We start from the raw sequence: 12,869 nt of genomic DNA, 5'->3' as shown, positions 1-12,869 counted from the left end.
CACCATAGGTATGAACCTTTGTCATTTTAGTAAAACTAAATTTAGGAGGTTATAAAAAAATGAACCATTTAACAATTCTTATTATAAAATTCATTACGTGTCTCATTGCCTTTGGACTTGGACTTGACCTATTTTTTGATGCAACCTTTGTTGATATCGTTTCCTTTAGCCTTTTTGTTACGGTCGCTTCTTATGTATTAGGTGACAGAATCATTTTGCCACAATTAGGAAGACGTGCTGCTGCTGTTGCAGATTTCCTTTTGACTTATTTAAGTGTATGGATTTTTGGTAGCATTCTTTTGGATAATTATGTGCAAATTGGCTGGGGCAGTATCATTTCAGCTACTATTATTACAGTTGCTGAGGTTTTCGTTCACTTATTTTTACAAGATCGTATTCGGACAACTGTGCAAAATGATGAAAAAGTGGGAACCGAGAAAAAACGTACCGGTTTTAATCCGAAGCTAGCTTTCAGTACTGAATTTGCAAGCGATGATGATATTAAGGAAATGATTAAAGCTGCAAAAAAAACAACAGAAAAAGAATAAAGAAGGAAAGGGTCAGTCCCCCTCTATTGTTTGGGGACTGACCCTTCTTTATGATTTATTCACTTAAATCGACATTATGATAAACTTGACGAACATCCTCTAAATCTTCAAGAGCATCAATCATTTTTTCAAATTGTTCTTTTGCATCTTCAGGTAGTGTGACATCATTTTGTGCAAGCATCGTTAATTCCGCAACAGTGAACTCTGTTATTCCGACATTTTTAAACGCTTCTTGTACAGCATGGAATTGATCAGGTTCCGCATAAACGATGACATTATCTTCCTCCTCGATAATATCACGAACCTCTACATCCGCTTCCATAAGAAGTTCTAATACCTCATCCTCAGTTTTCCCTTCAATTCCGAATACGGCTGTAGCATCAAACATATATGAAACCGAACCACTTACACCCATATTTCCACCGTTTTTTCCGAAGGCAGCACGAACATCAGAAGCTGTACGATTTACGTTATTCGTTAAGGCATCTACGATAACCATTGATCCATTTGGACCGAAGCCTTCGTAACGAAGCTCATCATAATTTTCCTCTGCCCCACCTTTTGCCTTTTCAATAGCACGGTCAATAATTGTTTTTGGTACACTGTATGTTTTCGCACGTTCAAGGACGATTTTTAAAGCCTGATTAGATTCTGGGTCTGGCTCTCCCTGTTTAGCTGCTACATAAATTTCACGACCAAATTTTGCATATATACGACTTGTATTTGCATCCTTTGACGCCTTCTTTTCTTTAATGTTGTTCCATTTACGACCCATATTAACACTCTCTTTCTTCATTGTATCTTTCTATACATCATGACATCATTATGCCACTTTACCTTTAATAAGGAAACCTAAACGATGGTCAACCTTTTAACAAAAACTATTATACAACATTTTTATTAGAAGTACCGAGTTTAACTAGCGAAAAAAGTTCACTCTATTTATTATTCAGTGCCTTTATAATAAGAAAATGCGGGTTTTTCATTAATTTCTCATATTGGTCTGGCTCTTTTACATAACATGATTTAGTAGGTTGTGGCTCAATAAGCTCACTTAATGAAAAATATTTTAAAGTAGTATTGACGATTTCCTGCTGTGGTCTTCGGTAAAAAGGGACTTCAACTAATTTTCCTCCCTTCTTCCATTTATCAACGATTAATTCTGTTGTAAAATAATCATCACTCTTAGACAGCCTTCTGTCCATAAACGGATGATGGACAGAATATAACAGCATACCATTCGGCTTTAAAATTCGTTTAAATTGTTGAAAGGTGAATGTCCAATCTTTTATGTAATGAAGAACAAGAGAACTGACGATGTAATCAAAGGTAGCGTCTGCAAATGGAAGCTTTTCCTCTAAGCTCATATTCAATACAGTTGCATTTGCTCCTAGCCGTCTTTTAGCCGCTTCAATCATGTTAGGGCTGCTATCGATTGCAACAACATTAGCCCCTCTATTAATAAATTGCTCTGAATACCATCCGGCGGCACAGCCAGCATCAAGAACATGTTTATTCTCTAACTCAGTAGGAATCTGTCTCATCATCGCTGGTCGTTCATAATCGCTATTGTAAACACTTTTTTCATCCACATGATATTCATAGTCAACAGACAAAACGTTAAATGCTTCGATAATTTTTTGCTTCATGCTCCACCTCATTCATTTGTCTTGATATGTATCTGTTCAATAAAAAACTTAAAAAGCCTCCTTCAAAACTTGATAAAAATTGATTACTTCATCCGTTTGAACCTTCGTTACAACATATGTAGATGATGTAAGCTGATTAATTTTGTCATTTTTGACTGCAATAAATTTGTTAATGTCGATTTCCTGCTTAACGAGCGAATAAGGTAAATAGGAAACACCTAGACCATGTTCAATAAAGCGTTTCGTAATCTCCATTTGATTGACGTTCATTGTGCGAACAAATGGATAGTTATTTTTAATATCAAGTAAAAGCTCATCCCAATACTCAGGGTGATTATGTGTCATCACTCGGTATTTCTTTAAAACCTCTTCCTCATGCTCTATAGCCCCAAATGGAGCAACTAATACAACGTTATCCTCATGAATTTTTTCACAGTGAATATTAGCTTGAATTGGAGATATTCTCGATAACCCTATATCTGCTTTTCCAGTGCTTACCTCTTCCCCAACCTCATAGGAGCTAACGACATTAATAATAATTTCAATCTTTGGAAATTCCTCAACAAATTGCCTTACGATCGGAGGCAAAAATGAAGAGGCAATTTGTGGAGCTGTTGCAATCGTTAATTTACGGTTATACCCTTGCTTCCATGACTCAAATTCTCCTAAGCCCTGCTCGTATTTTTTTAAAAGCTCCTTTGCAAATGGTAGAAATGAATGTCCTGCTGAGCTCAAATAGATGTTTTTCCCATCCCGTTCAAAAAGCTTGACGTGCAACAATTGCTCAAGTCGTTGAATATGTTTTGTTATCGCAGGCTGTGTCAGAAAAAGCTCCTCAGATGCTTGGCGGAAATTTTCATACTTAGCACCAATAACAAACGTCTTTAGCCACTTAATGTCCACTATTACTCACTCCCTTAATAACAAATCGTTATTAAATTTAATATTTTTTGTTAATATCCATTATTAATTGATTCAAGTATACTTATGTTTACAGAAATAGCCAATGAAAAAAGCGAGATTTTTAAATAAAAGAAAAAAAGGAGTGCGTTCATACGATGAAAACAAGACAAGACCAATGGAATGCTAAGCTTTATGATGATAGCCATTCATTTGTTTCGATGTATGGGGAGAGTATGATTCAACTGCTAGCACCACGCCCTGGAGAAAGAATACTTGATGTCGGCTGTGGTACTGGTGATTTAGCGAGCACGTTATCGAATGATTCAATCGAAGTTATCGGGATTGATAAGTCGGAAAATATGATTAAGCAAGCAAGGGACAAATACCCCAATCTTTCATTTTTTCCATGCGATGCAACAGACATGGATTTCTCCAATGAATTTAATGCAGTGTTTTCAAATGCCGCCCTTCATTGGATAAAACCACCTGAAAAGGCTTTAACCTGTATATATAAAAGCTTAAAGAAAAATGGACGCTTTGTTGCCGAATTTGGTGGTAAAGGAAATGTTCAGTCCTTAACAGATGCGTTTTTTGAACTGCTTATTCAATATGGCTATGAGGAAAATCTTCAATATAATCCTTGGTACTTCCCGAGCATCTCTGAGTATACAACGTTAATGGAAGACACAGGATTTACAGTGAAGCTTGCCCAGCTTTTCGAAAGACCAACACCATTGACTGGAGAGGACGGCATAAAAAAATGGATGACGATGTTTGCTACTGATTTATTTACCGGAATCGATGAAGCAATAAAAACAGAAATGTTAAATAAGCTTGAAGATAAATTGAGAGATAACCTATATAAGGATGGAAATTGGATACTTGATTATCGGAGAATTCGTGTTATTGGTGTTAAGGAGTCATAATAATTTATCATTTTTTATAACTTTGGGGACAGTCCCCATTATATTTTTTTAATAGGATGAATGAAAATTGGAAATATTATCTCTAGGCGCAAAAGACGGAGGTAAGTTTCCATGGGTATGAATCACGAACATATAAAACTAACAGCAAGTGAAATGTCTGTTTTATGGACTTCCTATTTAAATGATACATTAGGAGTTTGTACGATATCATATTTTTTAAATCATGTTGAAGATCCAGACGTTCGTGCTGTTCTCGAATATGCACTTGATTTGTCAAAAAAGCATATTGAGGTGATAAGACAAATATTTTCTAATGAAAAGATCCCAATACCTTTAGGTTTTACAGAGCAGGATGTCAATGTGAATGCAAAAAGATTATTTTCTGATTCATTTATGCTCTATTATATTCAAAACATGGGATCTGCTGGAATAAATAGCTATAGTGTCGCTTTGCCTGTTTCCTCTCGGATGGATATTCGTGAATATTATACTTCATGCTTAGAATCTTCTGCTGAATTATTTAATCGAACAAGTAATGTTATGCAAGAAAAGGGGCTCTTTATACGAGCACCATATATTCCATATCCAAATCAGGCAAAGTTTGTCCATAAGCAACATTTTCTTGCGGGTTGGTTTGGTGAACAGCGGCCGCTTACTTCGATTGAAATTTCATTTTTATTTTTCAATTTATATCGTAATACACTTGGAACAGCTCTATTAACAGGATTTAGTCAAGTTGCCCAATCAAAGGAAGTTCGTCAATATATGATTCGAGGTGCAGAAATCGCCAAGCATCACAGTGCTGTTTTTACGAAAATATTAAGTCAGGATAATATTCTTTCCCCAATGACCTCTGAAATTTTACCGGAAACATCAAAGGAACCGCCATTTTCCGAAAAGCTCATGATGTTTCATACTGCAGCCCTTACTAATTCTGGGATGGGGTATTATGGCGCGAGCATGGGTGGCTCAACGAGAAAGGATTTAGCTGCCTCATATAGCCGTTTAATGATAGAGGTTGCTGAATTTTCACTTGATGGTGCTAACATTATGATTGATAATGGCTGGTTTGAAGAGCCTCCTTCTGCACCGAATCGAAAGGACTTGGCAAAAGGATAAACGATTTGATTTGTTGCTTGTGACAGGTCTTTTCTTTTCATTTTCTAAAGGATTATTGGGATTTTAAGATTGGTTGAGGCTCCAGAGGGGTGCGAGTAATTGGTATGGATATGGGCATGAGTCTCGCAATTTTCACTATATTAAACAAAGTGCGTTAACATAGCCTAAATAAATTTTATAAAAAATGAAAAGCTGACAAAAATCAATCTGTCAGCTCTTTAAAATGTCTACATCATTTCATTTCTTTTGCTTAAATAGCGATGCAAATATAAACTAAAAATCGAACATAATAAAGCACATACCCCAATAAAGATAAAACCCATTTGGAAGCCTCTTACGACACCAATTTCATTTCCATAGATTGAGGCAAACCAGTCTTTGCTTCCGTCAATTATTGCTCCAATAAGGAAATTCCCAATTACTACGGCAATTCCCATTAATGTTACTGTAACGGAGATAGCTGCATCAATGCCATTTGGATATCGTTTTGCTAAAAGAGCCATAACAGTCGGATAAATTGGGGCAATCCCAAACCCGGCAACAGCATATAACCAAATCGCTGCTGGCCCAAGAATCGTTGCAACAATCGTCGCAACTCCGGCAACAGCAGAAAAAATAATGAGTGAAGTCATAAAGCCAATTTTATCTGTTACAAAACCTAATAATAATCTACCTAGCATAAAGCAAAGGAAAAAGACAGACAGCATGACAGATGATGACGTTGAACTCCAATGATACGATTTCTCAAGAAAATTAACGAGCCAGCCTGCTATTGAGAGCTCTGCAATTACCCCTAGTGAAAGAATCAAGGTGATAAGCCATGCTGCTCGATCCTTTAAAAACACCTTCAACGGGATTTTTTCTTCAACTGCTGCTGAATCTTTTGGGAATTTGCTATAAATGGCTGGGATTAACGGGATGATACATAACGCTAGCATAAGAAAGTACATTCCGCGCCAGCCTAATTCATTACCAAACATATTCACTCCCATCAAACCAGCTGCCATAATCGGTGCTGCTGTTGAGCTAAGTCCGTAAAAGAAATGCGATAAATTCATCATAAATCCGGTATTTTTCGTGAACACTCTTGCCGCTAATATAGCAAGTGCTATTTCTAGTAATCCATTCCCGATATACATTAAGAAGTAAGATGCCGAGAAAAACAGATAGTTGTTTGATATGTATATAAGTACCCCTGAAAGAACCATCGTTCCAAATGCAAGAATACTCGCAAGCTTAATCCCATACTTCGACGTAAGCACACCTGTAAAGCTGCATGCAAGCAAAAAGCCGAGCGAATTAAACGCTAATAATGTTCCAATTTGCAATTCATCAATCGCAAAATCTGCTTGAATGCGAGGAATCGCCGGACCCTTAATATTTTCCGAAAAGCCAAAAACTAAATAACCAACAAATATAACAAAATAGGGCAAATAAATCGTTTTCTTCTGAGGCTGAAGCTGTTGTACTGTTTCCATGTCTTACTACCTTTCTCGTAAAATAATCGTATGATATGAAAAAATCTCCATTTCCATTATCATACGATTATGTAAATAAGTATAGTCTATCTTTTTTTGGGGACAGTCCCCCTTTTAAGGGGGACTGCCCCTACTTTAACGAAAAATTGCGGCTGTCTAACCATCAATTGCTTATTACATCAGTACTTGCTTTCACGCTTTACTATATTGGGGGACTGTCCCCACTTTTTGTCCCCCACTTTCACCCTTTAATGTATTGGGGGACTGTCCCCGCTAGGCCGTGGGCTTCGATGAGGTCGTCGCATAGGGAGATGATGTCGTCGATTGATAGTTCTGCGCTTGTATGTGGGTCTAGCATTGCAGCTTGGTAAATGTGTTCACGTTTATTTGTAATGGCTGCTTCGATCGTTAATAGCTGTGTGTTAATATTTGTTCGATTTAAGGCAGCGAGCTGTTCAGGTAAATCACCGACGTACGTTGGCATGATCCCGCTGCGGTCAACAACACATGGAACCTCCACAACAGCTTTTTCCGGTAGATTGCTAATAAGACGGCCTGTATTAAGGACATTTCCACCAAATTTAAACGGGACATTCGTCTCCATTGCCTCAATAATACGGGAGCCATATTCATGTGAACGAGAATGGGTAAGCTGCGAATTATTGACAATTTCATCGCGCATCGATTCCCAGCTTTTGATTTGGTGCTCACATCGTCTTGGATATTCATCAAGCGGAATATTGTATCTATCAATTAACTCTGGATACTTGCTTTTAATGAAATACGGATGGTATTCAGCATTATGCTCTGAAGACTCTGTCACATAGTAGCCGAATTTATCCATTAATTCATAGCGAACCATATCATGATGCTTTGTTTTTTGCTTTTCTCTTGCACGTCGTTTAATTTCAGGATACAAATCCTTACCATCACGCTTTATTTCAAGCAGCCATGCCATATGGTTAATTCCTGCAATTTTCTCTTCAATTCCTTCATGATCCATCTCTAAATCTCGGAACAAATGCTCTGTACAAATTTGGACACTATGACATAGCCCAATTGTTTTTACATTTGTATACCGAAGCATCGCACCAGTTAAAGTGGCCATTGGATTTGTATAATTTAAGAAAAGTGCGTCAGGGCAAACCTCTTCAATATCCTTCGCAAAATCAAGCATGACCGGAATTGTCCGAAGTGAACGGAAAATGCCTCCAATCCCAATCGTATCCGCGATCGTTTGTCGTAACCCATACTTTTTCGGAATCTCAAAATCTATAACCGTACTTGGCTTATATCCTCCAACTTGAATTGCATTAATGACATATTTCGCTCCACGTAACGCCTCTTTCCGATCTGAATACGCCTTCACCGTCACTGTACTGTTATAATGATTTTTTAAATTGTTTAACATATTTTCTGAATCTTTTAACCTACCTGCATCGATATCAAATAAAGCAAATTCAAATCCTGCCAACGCTGGAACAAACATGCAATCTCCTAAAACATTTTTTGCAAATACTGTGCTTCCTGCACCGATAAATGTAATTTTAGACATTAATATCTCCTCCATATGATCATTTCAAAAAATAGATTGCCTTATAGTAAACTTTAAAACTACCCTTTAACAGAACCTGCTGAAAGCCCTGCAATAAAATATTTTTGTAAAAATAAAAATAAAATTGTCATTGGCAACATCGCTAAAATAGCTGCAGATGCTACTAGATTTAAATTGTTCTGATTTGTACCAAAAAAGCTCGCCAAGGTCACCGTTATTGTATGCATTGATTTATCCTGGAGGAAGAAAATCGCAAATTGATAATCATTCCAAATATAAACACAGGAAATGATTAAGATCGACGCTGTCACAGGCTTTAACAACGGAAACACAATTCTAAAAAATGTCCCTAATGTGCTAGCACCGTCAATTTTTGCTGCTTCCTCTAATTCCTTCGGGATCGTTGAGCGAATAAATCCAGCATATAGAAAAATCGTTAATGGCATATATGCAGCAACATTATTTAGTACTGCTACCTCATACGTGTTCATCATTCCAATATTTACGACCAGTTTGTAAAGTGGGACTAATGCTGTTAACGGCGGGATGATCATAATTGAAATGAACAAATAATAGAAAAATTTATTTAACCTCGTTTGACGACGCGCCATTGGGTAAGCAGCCATTGAACCAAAAAAGATAAGCAATAGCGCAGAAAACACAGTAATAATCGCCGTATTTACAAAGGCAGGACCTAAATTTGCCGAATGCCATACTTCACTGAAATTTTGAACATTCCATTCCCTTGGAAAGACCCATTTTGAACTAAAATCGCCTTTGGCTTTTAACGCAGTTGTAACTAAAATGTAAAATGGAACAAGATGAAACAGCAAAACGAGAAACGATATAATCGTTAATATCGATTGATTTCGCTTCATTTTTTGATTCATCACGCCTCAACCTCCTTGCTCCTAAAATAAACAAGGGCAGCTAAGCTAAGAATAAGAATAATAATCGCCATGAACACACCTTGTGTTGCCGCATAGCCTGCATCCTGCCGTTGAAAATATAAATCGTACATAAAAGTCGACATAGATTGTGACGCATTCCCAGGACCTCCCCCTGTTAATGCAACGATAACATCGAATAATTTCAATCCACCGATAATATTGATAACCATATTGATCGTGATGGAAGGCATGAGCAATGGTAACGTTATTTGTTTAAATTGCTGAAATGGTGATGCACCATCAATTTGCGCTGCCTCATAGTAATCACTTGAAATACTTTGCAAACCAGCTAAATAGATAATCATCGCTACTCCAACATATTGGTACGTGTTCACAAAGACGATAATCCATGTATTAAAATCTGAATTTCCTAAAGCATTGATTTTCTCAATACCGAAAAATTGCAATGCATCATTAAGGGCTCCTCCTTGAAAGGCAAAGAAAAAATACCAGATATACCCCATAATTAATGGACTAATAATAACAGGTAAGTAAATCACCGTTCTCGTAACAGCCTTCATTCGAATGCTTTGGTTCAGTAGCAAAGCATAAAGCAAGCCAATTACATTTTGGAGAATCGTACTTCCTATCCCATAAAGCAATGTGTTTTTTACAACTAACCATGTTGTCGGATCAGTAAATAGTCGCTTATATTGCTCAAAGCCAATAAAATCATATTTCTGCGAAAAGCCATTCCAATTTGTAAATGACAATTGGATTCCATTCAAAAATGGATAAACGATGAATAAAAATACGACGACAAAGCTTGGAACATACATCCACCAGAGTGACGATTGCTTTGTTCCTTTCCTCTTTTGCAGCTTCCTCTGTACTGAGTGTTCAGTTTTTGATGCAAGTTCACCCATACATTCCACTCCTTATTTAAAGGATGAAGAGGCAGTGTTTATTGGGGACTGTCCCCACCCTTGTAACAAAATATTAGTTTTGCTTTCGTAAGCGGGTATATTCTTCTCCCATTGTCTTTGATACTTGCTCTGGTGTTAATGTGCCTGCGAGTAGCTCCTGGCCTGTCGTTGCCATAACATCCCACATGCCACTTGGTAAATAGACTCTGTCGAAATATGGTTGAACATTGATCGCTTCATATTTTTTGTAGTATTCAGAGAAATAGTTTTCAGCATCAACATTTGTAAGCGCATCTGGTGCAGATGTTCCTTCTGCAATAATCGTGACATTTTCAGGCTTTGCCATAAATTCAATAAATTTCTTTGCTTCCTCAGGGTGCTTCGTATCCTTCCAGATCGCAATTGTATGGCGTTCTCCACCAATCCAGCTTTGTGTATCTCCTTCATGGATAGCAGGAACTGGCATTGTTCCAATTTTCACTTCCGGATTTAATTCCGTTGCATCAGGTCCTAAAGAGCCTGCAACAAAAGTAAAGGCAATTTTGTCTTGTGCGATTAATTCAGTTGCCTGCTGTAGCTTCGCCGTAAGAACATCTTCATTTAATAAGCCCTTTTCCTGCATCTCAACTAATGCTTCGGCAAGTGGTGTATAAAGTGACCAATCAAACGAGCCATCCTCCAGCTCTTTACCATAGCTATTTTCTTCATCAGTGATCAATAACGGTGTCGCAAGCTCATCAAAGATTTGGGCAATTGTAAATTTATCACCACCTGGAATCCATAAAGGTGTAACCTCGCCATTACTTTTTTCCTTCACTGTCTCAAGAGCTGTCATGAATTCATCTAATGTTGTCGGTACTTCAATTCCATATTTCTCTAGCACATTTGCGTTGTACGTAATCCCGTCCTTTGCTTGATTTAGTGGGAAAGCATAAACCTTTCCACTATCATCCTTTAAGATTTCATTTAATGAAGGGTCAAGGTATTGAACCCAATCCATTTCCTTTTGATCTGCCACATATTCACCATAACGAAGCTGTGACCACCCATGTGTATCAAATAAATCCGGCATATCATTTGCCGCCATTTTTACTCGTAGCATATCCTCATAATCTCCACCTGGAAGATTTAAATCGATGTTAATATCAGGGTTTTCCTCCTCAAACTTTGCAACAAGGCTTTCTATTGCCTTTTTTTCCCCTTCATTTGACATTGTTAAAAATAAAGATAATGTAGTCTTTCCATCCTCTGAAGCTTCATTTGATGCTCCTTTATTTGAACAACCAGCTATTACAATCGTGAAAGCGATAACAACCATAAACATACTGAAATACTTTTTCATTTTCTTCCCCCACATTCCATTTGATGTTGAATGAGTTGAACAGCCTCATGCTGCTAAAAGAACAATGATGTAAGTAAAAGCATAATGTTTGCGCTTTTCATTTCCATTCCTTAAACTATACTTGCAGTTCTTTTTTCCCTTATCAAACGGGAAACTTTAGATTAAAAAGTCTTGTATTCCATTCTAATTAATTCAATTCTGCCAAATTGAAAAATTAGAAATGAGGACTTTTTAATCTTCTTTTTTTTGAAGCATCTTTTCCCCCTTTATCAAAATTGAAATGCTGATTTCCTTCCTTCACATCACCTCCTTAAATGAAATAAATTTATTATTTCGTGCTATCGCGAAGCATTAATTTTGTTGGAACGATGACTTTAAGTGGTAATTCACGTCCAGCAAGACGGTCTAATAGCATTTGTACACCTAATCGTCCCATCTGTTCAGTAAACACCTTTACGGTTGTTAATGGCGTGCTTGCAAATCTAGCCATTTGGATGTCATTGAAGCCAACGATTGCGATATCCTCTGGAATTTTGAGGTTCGCTTCATGGATTGCCCGCATAGCACCGATCGCCATCGAATCACTACCAACAAAAAAGGCTTCAGGTAACTTCCCTTTTTTTATCGCCTCCTTCATCATTTCATACCCCTGTGTCATCGTATATTCGCCTATTAACACAAAGTCCTCATCATATAACCCCTTTGACTTCATCTTCTTGATAAAGGTTGAATGTCGTTTATCTTCAATTATTTGCTCTGCCATTCTTAGCCTTCCACCGATATAACCAATTTTTTGATATCCCTGCTCTAATAAATGTGTTAATGCAGTTAACGTCGCCTTTTCAAAATCTATCACAATCGAATCATATTTATCCTCATTTGGTGAGCCATCGATAAATACGATATTATCTGTACATCCTTCAATCCGATGTATCTCATTAAGCTCCATACTGCCAATGACAATTAATCCGTCAATTTCATCAATTATTTGTTCACACTTTTCTACATAACGAATGACTTTATTCGTAAAGATTCCTCTATTAATACATTCACTCTCGACCCCTTGTCTAATCGATGTGAAAAATGGATCATCAACTCCGTCCTCTTGCTCCTCTAATGTATGTGTTAAAAAGATTCCAATTCGAGGGCTTGTTGTTCTTGCTCGTTTTTGCTCAGTTTTCCGTTTTCTCACTGTCTTATAGCCTAATTCCTTTGAAACTTCTAATATTCGATTCCTTGTTTCAGCCGTTACTGAAATCGTAGGATCATTATTTAATACTCTCGATACGGTTGAGCTTGAAACATTCGCTTGTGCTGCAATTTCTTTAATCGTTGTCATAGCTATAACCCCACTACAATTTATTTTCCATTTTCATCACTAAATATTTACTAGATACCTAGATGTTACCAAAGGAATGAAACGCTTTCAACACCCTTTTTTATCGATTTTTACTAGTAAAATCTTTTGCAATTTTCACTATATATTTTCAAATAATAAATTAAAATCAAGCCTTATAGAAACATTCCCTATCC

General features: G+C 37.0%; 12 protein-coding genes. 3 read left to right on the top strand and 9 right to left on the bottom strand.

The window, feature by feature from the left end; translation table 11 throughout:
- The first annotated feature begins 59 nt into the window (after positions 1-59).
- Positions 60-548 (top strand): YndM family protein, encoded by a 489-nt coding sequence (locus HU235_RS14720; RefSeq protein ID WP_174880671.1) that lies wholly within the window; start codon positions 60-62, stop codon positions 546-548.
- A 55-nt stretch (positions 549-603) separates the two neighbouring features.
- Here HU235_RS14720 and HU235_RS14715 read toward each other — a convergent pair whose 3' ends face one another.
- From HU235_RS14715 to HU235_RS14705, 3 genes are all read right to left on the bottom strand, one after another.
- Entirely contained in the window at positions 604-1,323 is a 720-nt protein-coding gene (locus tag HU235_RS14715) for a YebC/PmpR family DNA-binding transcriptional regulator (protein WP_145580780.1), read from the bottom strand.
- Positions 1,324-1,486: 163 nt separating this feature from the next.
- Positions 1,487-2,197, bottom strand: coding sequence for a class I SAM-dependent methyltransferase (locus HU235_RS14710; protein ID WP_095300023.1), 711 nt, complete (start codon positions 2,195-2,197; stop codon positions 1,487-1,489).
- A gap of 48 nt (positions 2,198-2,245) precedes the next feature.
- Complete coding sequence (locus HU235_RS14705) at positions 2,246-3,100, bottom strand: LysR family transcriptional regulator (protein WP_174880670.1); 855 nt, start codon at positions 3,098-3,100, stop codon at positions 2,246-2,248.
- Between the two features lie 155 nt (positions 3,101-3,255).
- On the opposite strand from HU235_RS14705, the gene HU235_RS14700 reads away from it, so the two are divergent.
- Positions 3,256-4,026, top strand: coding sequence for a class I SAM-dependent methyltransferase (locus HU235_RS14700; RefSeq protein ID WP_145580777.1), 771 nt, complete (start codon positions 3,256-3,258; stop codon positions 4,024-4,026).
- Positions 4,027-4,137: 111 nt separating this feature from the next.
- Complete coding sequence (locus tag HU235_RS14695; RefSeq protein ID WP_174880669.1) at positions 4,138-5,145, top strand: DUF3231 family protein; 1,008 nt, start codon at positions 4,138-4,140, stop codon at positions 5,143-5,145.
- 227 nt (positions 5,146-5,372) lie between these two features.
- Here the strand turns inward: HU235_RS14695 and HU235_RS14690 are convergent, their stop codons facing one another.
- The 6 genes from HU235_RS14690 to HU235_RS14665 all read right to left on the bottom strand — a co-directional run bounded on the left by HU235_RS14690 (position 5,373) and on the right by HU235_RS14665 (position 12,675).
- Positions 5,373-6,623: an MFS transporter gene (locus HU235_RS14690; protein ID WP_174880668.1), complete on the bottom strand. Its 1,251-nt coding sequence runs from the start codon at positions 6,621-6,623 to the stop codon at positions 5,373-5,375.
- Between the two features lie 241 nt (positions 6,624-6,864).
- Positions 6,865-8,178, bottom strand: a complete 1,314-nt coding sequence (gene melA, locus HU235_RS14685) for an alpha-glucosidase/alpha-galactosidase (RefSeq protein ID WP_095300018.1) — start codon at positions 8,176-8,178, stop codon at positions 6,865-6,867.
- A gap of 59 nt (positions 8,179-8,237) precedes the next feature.
- Positions 8,238-9,068 (bottom strand): carbohydrate ABC transporter permease, encoded by an 831-nt coding sequence (locus HU235_RS14680; protein ID WP_145580815.1) that lies wholly within the window; start codon positions 9,066-9,068, stop codon positions 8,238-8,240.
- Entirely contained in the window at positions 9,068-9,994 is a 927-nt protein-coding gene (locus HU235_RS14675) for a carbohydrate ABC transporter permease (protein ID WP_174880667.1), read from the bottom strand. The genes HU235_RS14680 and HU235_RS14675 overlap by 1 nt, the downstream gene beginning before the upstream one ends.
- Before the next feature lie 73 nt (positions 9,995-10,067).
- Positions 10,068-11,336: an ABC transporter substrate-binding protein gene (locus HU235_RS14670; protein ID WP_174880666.1), complete on the bottom strand. Its 1,269-nt coding sequence runs from the start codon at positions 11,334-11,336 to the stop codon at positions 10,068-10,070.
- A gap of 328 nt (positions 11,337-11,664) precedes the next feature.
- A complete protein-coding gene (locus HU235_RS14665) occupies positions 11,665-12,675 on the bottom strand; it encodes a LacI family DNA-binding transcriptional regulator (RefSeq protein ID WP_145580773.1) in 1,011 nt (336 codons plus the stop codon).
- Positions 12,676-12,869: the final 194 nt, after the last annotated feature.

It is taken from the genome of Metabacillus niabensis, assembly GCF_902829255.1.
Taxonomy (GTDB): domain Bacteria; phylum Bacillota; class Bacilli; order Bacillales; family Bacillaceae; genus Metabacillus; species Metabacillus niabensis.
This window is presented reverse-complemented; position numbering and strand designations above follow the sequence as displayed.

Excerpts from the sequence above, each read along its gene's own strand:
- HU235_RS14700 (WP_145580777.1), top strand. The coding sequence starts at position 3,256 with ATGAAAACAAGACAAGACCAATGGAATGCTAAGCTTTATGATGATAGC.
- HU235_RS14720 (WP_174880671.1), top strand. The coding sequence starts at position 60 with ATGAACCATTTAACAATTCTTATTATAAAATTCATTACGTGTCTCATT.
- HU235_RS14710 (WP_095300023.1), bottom strand. The coding sequence starts at position 2,197 with ATGAAGCAAAAAATTATCGAAGCATTTAACGTTTTGTCTGTTGACTAT.
- HU235_RS14695 (WP_174880669.1), top strand. The coding sequence starts at position 4,138 with ATGGGTATGAATCACGAACATATAAAACTAACAGCAAGTGAAATGTCT.
- melA (WP_095300018.1), bottom strand. The coding sequence starts at position 8,178 with ATGTCTAAAATTACATTTATCGGTGCAGGAAGCACAGTATTTGCAAAA.
- HU235_RS14675 (WP_174880667.1), bottom strand. The coding sequence starts at position 9,994 with ATGGGTGAACTTGCATCAAAAACTGAACACTCAGTACAGAGGAAGCTG.
- HU235_RS14680 (WP_145580815.1), bottom strand. The coding sequence starts at position 9,068 with ATGAATCAAAAAATGAAGCGAAATCAATCGATATTAACGATTATATCG.
- HU235_RS14715 (WP_145580780.1), bottom strand. The coding sequence starts at position 1,323 with ATGGGTCGTAAATGGAACAACATTAAAGAAAAGAAGGCGTCAAAGGAT.
- HU235_RS14665 (WP_145580773.1), bottom strand. The coding sequence starts at position 12,675 with ATGACAACGATTAAAGAAATTGCAGCACAAGCGAATGTTTCAAGCTCA.
- HU235_RS14690 (WP_174880668.1), bottom strand. The coding sequence starts at position 6,623 with ATGGAAACAGTACAACAGCTTCAGCCTCAGAAGAAAACGATTTATTTG.
- HU235_RS14670 (WP_174880666.1), bottom strand. The coding sequence starts at position 11,336 with ATGAAAAAGTATTTCAGTATGTTTATGGTTGTTATCGCTTTCACGATT.